The following is a 6,770-nucleotide window of genomic DNA, read 5'->3' on the forward strand; positions in this document are numbered from 1 at the left end:
CGACTTGGTCGACAACCGACAATTTAAAAGTCAGCGTGTAATCGCGTTGACTACGTTTTGCGCCCGTATCCATTGCCCCCTCCTGATAAGAAGCCAGAAGGTGTAAACCTTATTCAGGACGAGACACCCGGCAACAAAAAGCCCGCCAAGGTTTACGCCTTGGCGGGCTTTTCATTTCTCTTATGGGAGCGGTTATGCGGTGCGTTGGGCTCTCTCTTCTTCGCCCAAGCAGGCCGCTGCGGTAAACAGCACATCGGTGGAGGAGTTCAGCGCGGTCTCGGCCGAATCCTGCAACACACCAATGATGAAACCGACCGCAACCACTTGCATGGCGATCTCGCTCGGGATGCCGAACAGGCTGCACGCCAGCGGAATCAGCAGCAGCGAGCCACCGGCAACGCCCGACGCGCCGCACGCGCAGACCGCCGCGACCAAACTGAGCAGGATGGCGGTTGGAATGTCCACCGCGATACCCAGCGTGTGCACGGCAGCAAGCGCCAGCACGGTAATAGTGGTCGCCGCCCCCGCCATGTTGATGGTGGCCCCCAGCGGGATCGACACCGAGTAAGTGTCTTCATGCAGACCCAGACGCTTGCTCAATTCCAGGTTGACCGGAATGTTCGCCGCCGAGCTGCGGGTGAAGAACGCCGTGATACCGCTTTCGCGCAGGCACTTGAGGGTCAACGGATAAGGGTTGCGGCGCAACTTCCAGAACACGATCAGCGGGTTCATCACCAGCGCCACGAACAGCATGCAGCCGAGCAATACCGCCAGCAGGTGCGCATAACCGACCAGTGCATCAAAACCCGACGTGGCGAGTGTCGACGCGACCAGGCCAAAAATGCCCAGCGGGGCGAAGCGAATCACCACGCGCACGATCACGGTCACACCGTTGGACAGATCGCCCAGCACTTGGCGGGTGGTCTCGCCGGCATGGCGAATGGCAACGCCCATACCGATGGCCCAGGCCAGAATGCCGATGAAGTTAGCGTTCATCAGTGCATGAATCGGGTTGTCGACCGCGCTCAGCAACAGACTTTGCAACACTTCGGTGATGCCGCCCGGTGCGGTCACTGCGACGTTGTCCGTGGACAGCACCAGGTTCGATGGGAACATCATGCTGGCAACCACGGCGACCGCTGCCGCACTGAACGTACCCAGCAGATACATGAACAGAATTGGACGGATGTGGGTTTCCTGACCGTGCTTGTGGTTGGCAATCGAGGCCATTACCAGCACGAACACCAGAATCGGTGCCACGGCCTTCAGCGCCGAAACAAAGACCTTGCCGATGAAGGCCGTAGATTTCGCGGCTTCGGGCGCGACGAGCGCCAAGGCGATACCCGCGATCAGGCCGATGACAATTTGTGTGACCAGGCTCAGTTTGCTTAAGCGTTGCAAGAAAGAAGGGGATGAAGCATTCATAGCGGCATCTCTGATTTTTTATAGGGTGCAGGGTTGCGTGAATGCGCTGGCGAAACAGGGCAGGCCAGCGTCACGAACCGAAAGTGTTGACGCGATTTCAACGCCATTAAACTGTTCGCTGAACAGGGTGTACGTTTTGCAGGGCGCGGACTTTACCACAGCGTAGGCCTTATCCTTCAGGCATGTGACGATCTGCCACCCGATTCGCCGGCAAGATCGACAGGTTTGTGCAAGTCAGTCTGGAAACACTCTGTTAAGATTCTCCTTCCTCTTTTTCAAGTTCTGCCAGCGGGCCTTTTGGTCATCGCTGGTGTCGTCGTTTCGTTGGAGTTTCCCATGCTGTTGCCCATCCTTCTGTTGTCCGCCGCTGGCTTCACGGTGCTGACCACAGAGTTCGTCATCGTTGGCCTGTTGCCGGCGATTGCCCGAGACCTTGCGGTCACCATCCCGCAGGCCGGTCTGCTGGTGACGCTATTCGCTTTTACCGTGGCAATGTTCGGCCCATTCTTGACCGCGTATTTCGCCCGCTTCGAGCGACGCAAGCTGTTCATCACCATCCTGATCATGTTTGGCCTGGCCAATACCGTTGCTGCATTGGCGCCGAATATCTGGGTGATGGCGGTTGCGCGGCTGATCCCGGCGCTGGGTTTGCCAGTGTTCTGGGCGTTGGCCAGTGAAACCGCAGTGGACATCGTCGGTCCGGACTACGCCGGCCGCGCCATCGCCAAGATCGGCTTCGGCATCGTCTGCGCCACGGTGTTTGGCATTCCTGTCGGCACATTGATTTCCGATGCTTTCGGCTGGCGCAGTGCCTTCGGTATTCTCGCGGTGATCGCGTTTGCCAAGGCGTTGCTGCTGTTTGTATATCTGCCGAAAACCAGTCTGCACCAGCATCAGGTCAGCTTCCGCTCGCAGTTCAAAATCCTGCGCAGCCCTTTGATGATCGGCCACATTGTGCTGTCGATTCTGGTGTTTAGCGGCATGTTTACCGCTTACACCTATCTGGCAGACATCCTTGAGCGCCTGGCCGGTTTCAACGGCACGGTGGTCGGCTGGTGCCTGATGGGCTTCGGCGCGGTCGGTCTGATCGGCAACTCGCTGGGCGGACGTGCGGTGGATCGGCATCCGCTGGGGGCGTCGGTGTTGTTCTGTGCGTTCATGATTGCCGGCATGGTGTCGCTGGTGCCAAACATTCATTCGCCGCTGGGGTTGGCAGTGGCGATGGGGATTTGGGGCGTGACCCAAGCGGCGTTGTTTCTGGTCAGCCATGTGCGCCTGATGAAAGCCGCACCACAAGCACCGGCCTTTGCCGCTTCGCTGAATATTGCCGGGGCTAACCTTGGCATCGGCCTTGGCGCCATGATCGGTGGGCGGGTGATCGACAGCGCGGGGCTGGGCTTCCTTGGCTTCGCCGCTGCCGGGTTCATTCTGCTGTCGGTATTGCTCGCCATGGTATTGATGACGCTCAAGCCGCGCGAAGTCTGCGCTGAACTCTCATAACGCGGTAAACAACTCGCGTCGGGCACCTTCGGCAATCGCAACGATGCCGGGGTGCTTGACCTTGCGCTCCACTGATATGGCATAGAACGACTCGGTCACCGCGTCGGTTTGGCCGATCAACTCAACGCCATACTGGCGCTTCACTTCTTCGGCAATCACGCTCGGGCCGATAAAAATCCCGCTGCCGGATTGGCCGAATGCCTGCATCAAGGCACTGTCATCGAACTCGCCGACGATTTTCGGCTGGATCTGCTGCTCGGCAAACCAGCGCTGCAAACGGCTGCGCACCACGGTTTCTGCGCCGGGAATCAGCAGCGGTGCGCCATGCAGGCTGCGTGGGAAATCCTGCCCATAGCGTGCCACCAGTTCGGCGGTGGCGAAGAAACTGATCCCGCATTCGCCGAGTTTCTGGCTGTAGCCCTTGATATCGAGGTGTGGTGGCATCGGGCTGTCGGAGATCACCAGATCCAGACGCTGGATGGCCAGATCTGCCAGCAGGCGTTCGAGTTTGTCCTCGCGACAGGTGATGCGTAGCGGCTCGCTCAACTCCATGGTTGGCGCGATCAGACGATAGACGATGGATTTGGGCACCACGTCGGCCACGCCGACGCGGAACAGAATCTGCTGCTCGTTGGGTTGCGCGCGCAGCATCAGCTCCAGTTCCCCGCCGAGCTGAAACATCTGCTCGGCGTAGGGCAGGGCTTGGCGCCCGGCTTCGGTGAGTTCAAGTTGCCGCCCCACGCGCTTGAACAAATCGACGCCGTAGGTGTGTTCGAGCAGGGAAATCTGCCCACTGATGGTCTGTGGGGTCAGGTTCAGTTGCTCGCAGGCACGCACAATGCTGCCGGTCTTGGCCACGACCCAGAAGTAATGCAGTTGTCGATAGTTGAGCATGAGGGTCTACAGTTCGTGAAAATCGAAGTATAGCCGCTAAAAATACGAATTTTCCTGAAGTGTCTCCCTCCCTAGAATGCCCAGCCATTGAGGGCCGGTGTGTGGCCCTGTCTGTTGATTGGGAGGAAACCTCATGAAATACGCATTTCCTGTGCTGATGTTTACGTCTTTACTGGTGCTGGCTGGTTGCGATCAGGCCGAGAAAAGCGCCCAACAGTTAATGGGTAAAGCCGCCGAAAGCGCCAAGCAGGCGATCGACGATACCCACAAAGCCGCCGAACAAGCGCTCAGCGAAGCCACGGGCGGGTTGATCGAGAAAAAAGAAGCACCGGAAAAAGATACGCAAACATCTGAATCTTCCTCAAAGACTATCTAAACCGTCTTACAACGAGTCAGGACTGACCCATGGAATATCTGTTGGAACTCGCCGCCAGCCCCGCTGCCTGGGTTGCTTTGGCCACACTGGTGGTCATGGAGATCGTGCTCGGCATCGATAACCTGATCTTTATCTCGATTCTGACCAACAAGTTGCCCGAGCAGCACCGCCAGAAGGCGCGCCGCATCGGCATCGGCATGGCGTTGATTCTGCGCCTGGCGCTGTTGAGCACCATCGCCTTCATCGTGCAGTTGACCGAACCTGTGATCGAAATCCTCGGCCAGGCGTTCTCCTGGAAGGACATGATCCTGATCACCGGCGGTCTGTTCCTGGTCTGGAAGGCTACGACCGAGATTCACCACAGCATGGATCCGGCGCCGGAAGACCCGAAATCGGCCTCCTCGACGGTGACCCTGGGCTTTGCAGCGGCAATCGGGCAGATCCTGATGCTCGACATGGTGTTCTCGATCGACAGCATCATTACGGCGGTCGGCATGACCGAACACTTGCCAATCATGATCATCGCGGTCGTGGTCTCGGTGCTGGTGATGCTGTTTGCGGCTGAGCCGCTGGCCAGGTTCATCAACGACAACCCAACGGTGGTGATGCTGGCCCTGGGCTTCCTGATCATGATCGGCATGACGCTGATCGCCGAAGGCTTCGGCGCCCACGTACCGAAAGGCTATGTGTATGCGGCCATGGCGTTCTCGGCGGCGATTGAGGTGCTGAACATGATGTCCCGTCGAGCACGGCAGAAGAAGTTGGCTGAGCAGGTGTAATCGTCAAGTTGTAAAAAAGCCGCCTGAACTCCCAGAGTCCAGGCGGCTTTTTTTGTTCGCAGTTCTACCGACAGTCAGTGTGCAGTCGCAGGTTGCGCGCGGTGCTTGCCCGGTTTCTCGATCGGTGCGGGTTGGGTGGGGTGATGATGGTGGCGTCGGGAAACACGCAACACGCCCCACAGCATGGCGGTAGCAACGGCCAGCCAGCCGGCAATCAACATTACGATAGTCATGGTCAGGCTCATGAGTGCCTCCTCTTTGCCCTGGCTCGGGCACACGCTTCTCTCAAATCGCTCTATGTCAGTGACAGTCTAGTCAATGGGGTGTTTCAAGCTATTGACCAAAGGTCGGTGGCGACCAATCAGTTTGCTCTATGCAATCGTTGAGTCTGCGGTTTAAGGCTATACCGCAGCTTTGTGCCGCCCTATGATCGCAGGCACTGCCGGAACACGATGACCGGCGTCTTGAACAGAGAGTGATGATGGTGCAGGTATTTTCTCGAATTCGCGCGGCGCTGCTGGTGGCTGGTTGCGCAGCCGTACTGGCCGGGTGCGCAGGTAGTGTGGCACCCGAGGTGAAGCGTCTGCCCGAACGGGTTGAGCTCAGTGGTACGTTCTATCGCGGCGACGCCAATCAGTCCGGGCCGCAAGTGTTGGCCAGCCTGTTGTCACAGCAAGGCATCGTGATCACCCCGGGTCTGTTGGCAAAACCGCTGCACCTGCCGGGCGGCGAAGATAAATTGCAGCAGAACATGCAGAAGCTTGCACGGGAATATGGCTTGGTCGTCTATCCGCTGGACCGCAATCTGCCAGCACTGCTGACGCAGGTTGCTGCGGGCTATCCGGTGATGGTGCGCTTCAGCGAAGGTTCAGCGTTTTGGGCGCAACCGCGCTATGCCATTCTTTCCGGCTACGACCGCAATAAACAGAAAGTGCTGCTGCGCGCGGGCATGAACCGTCGCGAAATCATGAGCTTCAGCGCTTTTGAATCGGCATTCGAAAAGTCCGGTGGCTGGGCCATCTTGATTCAAAAGCCTTCGCAGATTCCGGTGGCGGTGGATCGTCAGCGCTGGCTCAAGGCCGCCGATGAGTTGTCACAGGCCGGTCAGGAGCCGGAAGCCGCGCAGGCGCGCAAGGCATTGGCGGCGCACTGAGTTCCGTTCGTCATCTGCCGGGCACGACTGCGCCCGGCCAGCCTCTTACGGTTATAGCCCGGTTTTACGGGTGAATCAGGAGGCAACATGACAGATTCCCCATCCCCGAAAGGCCCGCATTCTTCTGAGCATTCTTCAGGTAACGATCTGGGGTTCGATCCGGACTCGCCGGATCTCGAAGATCCGCAAGTCGACCCCATTGGCCCTGCAAAGGCGCCCAAAGATGTGAAGCCTGGCGAAGACGACACCAAACCGGCCAAGCCCTACGATCCGTTAGCCGATCTCAAACCTTGATGCGAGGTGCGTATGAGTACCGATTCAAGCTTCGATGACCAAAAGCCCGACAGTGTGCCGACCACGCCTGAGCAGGAAGTGGACCCGGTGCTGGATTCTGAGAGCCCGCTGCGTGACCCGTTGGCGCGACCCAATGTACTTACGCCGCAGCCTGCGCGGGATCCGAGTGCCGGTGACGGGATTCCTGATGACGACGAGATGCCGCTGCCTAACGACTGATGTGCTGTCTAGTCCTGAAATAGGTTTACACCTATCTCACCCTAACGCCCGATGCACTGCATCGGGCGTTTTGTATTTTAAGGACAGGTGCGGGCGCTCTTGGTTGTAGATCAAGACCGCTTCCCGCACC

The 6,770-nt window shown here is 58.4% G+C and carries 9 protein-coding genes; 6 read left to right on the forward strand and 3 right to left on the reverse strand.

Annotated features, from left to right (window positions below; genetic code table 11):
* Nucleotides 1-192 precede the first annotated feature (192 nt).
* Complete coding sequence (gene sstT / locus AACY18_RS27535; RefSeq protein ID WP_339431956.1) at nucleotides 193-1,425, reverse strand: serine/threonine transporter SstT; 1,233 nt, start codon at nucleotides 1,423-1,425, stop codon at nucleotides 193-195.
* Nucleotides 1,426-1,761: 336 nt separating this feature from the next.
* Between sstT and AACY18_RS27540 the strand changes: the two genes are divergently transcribed.
* Nucleotides 1,762-2,925, forward strand: a complete 1,164-nt coding sequence (locus AACY18_RS27540) for an MFS transporter (RefSeq protein WP_339431957.1) — start codon at nucleotides 1,762-1,764, stop codon at nucleotides 2,923-2,925.
* Here AACY18_RS27540 and nhaR read toward each other — a convergent pair.
* Complete coding sequence (nhaR, locus tag AACY18_RS27545; RefSeq protein WP_339431958.1) at nucleotides 2,920-3,819, reverse strand: transcriptional activator NhaR; 900 nt, start codon at nucleotides 3,817-3,819, stop codon at nucleotides 2,920-2,922. The genes AACY18_RS27540 and nhaR overlap by 6 nt on opposite strands.
* A 133-nt stretch (nucleotides 3,820-3,952) precedes the next feature.
* Between nhaR and AACY18_RS27550 the strand changes: the two genes are divergently transcribed.
* Nucleotides 3,953-4,195 (forward strand): hypothetical protein, encoded by a 243-nt coding sequence (locus AACY18_RS27550; protein ID WP_221730458.1) that lies wholly within the window; start codon nucleotides 3,953-3,955, stop codon nucleotides 4,193-4,195.
* A gap of 29 nt (nucleotides 4,196-4,224) precedes the next feature.
* Complete coding sequence (locus tag AACY18_RS27555; protein ID WP_339466794.1) at nucleotides 4,225-4,974, forward strand: TerC family protein; 750 nt, start codon at nucleotides 4,225-4,227, stop codon at nucleotides 4,972-4,974.
* Between the two features lie 74 nt (nucleotides 4,975-5,048).
* On the opposite strand, the gene AACY18_RS27560 is transcribed toward AACY18_RS27555, so the two are convergent.
* On the reverse strand, nucleotides 5,049-5,207 hold the full coding sequence (locus AACY18_RS27560) for a hypothetical protein (protein WP_339432017.1): 159 nt from the start codon (nucleotides 5,205-5,207) through the stop codon (nucleotides 5,049-5,051).
* A 248-nt stretch (nucleotides 5,208-5,455) separates the two neighbouring features.
* On the opposite strand from AACY18_RS27560, the gene AACY18_RS27565 reads away from it, so the two are divergent.
* From AACY18_RS27565 to AACY18_RS27575, 3 genes are all read left to right on the forward strand, one after another.
* Nucleotides 5,456-6,127, forward strand: coding sequence for a peptidase C39 family protein (locus tag AACY18_RS27565; protein ID WP_339466795.1), 672 nt, complete (start codon nucleotides 5,456-5,458; stop codon nucleotides 6,125-6,127).
* Between the two features lie 87 nt (nucleotides 6,128-6,214).
* Nucleotides 6,215-6,421, forward strand: a complete 207-nt coding sequence (locus AACY18_RS27570) for a DUF6021 family protein (protein ID WP_339431960.1) — start codon at nucleotides 6,215-6,217, stop codon at nucleotides 6,419-6,421.
* A gap of 12 nt (nucleotides 6,422-6,433) precedes the next feature.
* Entirely contained in the window at nucleotides 6,434-6,640 is a 207-nt protein-coding gene (locus AACY18_RS27575) for a hypothetical protein (protein ID WP_339431961.1), read from the forward strand.
* Nucleotides 6,641-6,770 lie beyond the last annotated feature (130 nt).

Origin of the sequence: Pseudomonas sp. EA_65y_Pfl2_P74, from assembly GCF_963970575.1 — a bacterium.
Classification (GTDB): Bacteria; Pseudomonadota; Gammaproteobacteria; order Pseudomonadales; family Pseudomonadaceae; genus Aquipseudomonas; species Aquipseudomonas baetica_A.

Excerpts from the sequence above, each read along its gene's own strand:
- AACY18_RS27565 (WP_339466795.1), top strand. The coding sequence starts at position 5,456 with ATGGTGCAGGTATTTTCTCGAATTCGCGCGGCGCTGCTGGTGGCTGGT.
- AACY18_RS27555 (WP_339466794.1), top strand. The coding sequence starts at position 4,225 with ATGGAATATCTGTTGGAACTCGCCGCCAGCCCCGCTGCCTGGGTTGCT.
- AACY18_RS27540 (WP_339431957.1), top strand. The coding sequence starts at position 1,762 with ATGCTGTTGCCCATCCTTCTGTTGTCCGCCGCTGGCTTCACGGTGCTG.
- AACY18_RS27570 (WP_339431960.1), top strand. The coding sequence starts at position 6,215 with ATGACAGATTCCCCATCCCCGAAAGGCCCGCATTCTTCTGAGCATTCT.
- sstT (WP_339431956.1), bottom strand. The coding sequence starts at position 1,425 with ATGAATGCTTCATCCCCTTCTTTCTTGCAACGCTTAAGCAAACTGAGC.
- AACY18_RS27550 (WP_221730458.1), top strand. The coding sequence starts at position 3,953 with ATGAAATACGCATTTCCTGTGCTGATGTTTACGTCTTTACTGGTGCTG.
- nhaR (WP_339431958.1), bottom strand. The coding sequence starts at position 3,819 with ATGCTCAACTATCGACAACTGCATTACTTCTGGGTCGTGGCCAAGACC.
- AACY18_RS27575 (WP_339431961.1), top strand. The coding sequence starts at position 6,434 with ATGAGTACCGATTCAAGCTTCGATGACCAAAAGCCCGACAGTGTGCCG.
- AACY18_RS27560 (WP_339432017.1), bottom strand. The coding sequence starts at position 5,207 with ATGACTATCGTAATGTTGATTGCCGGCTGGCTGGCCGTTGCTACCGCC.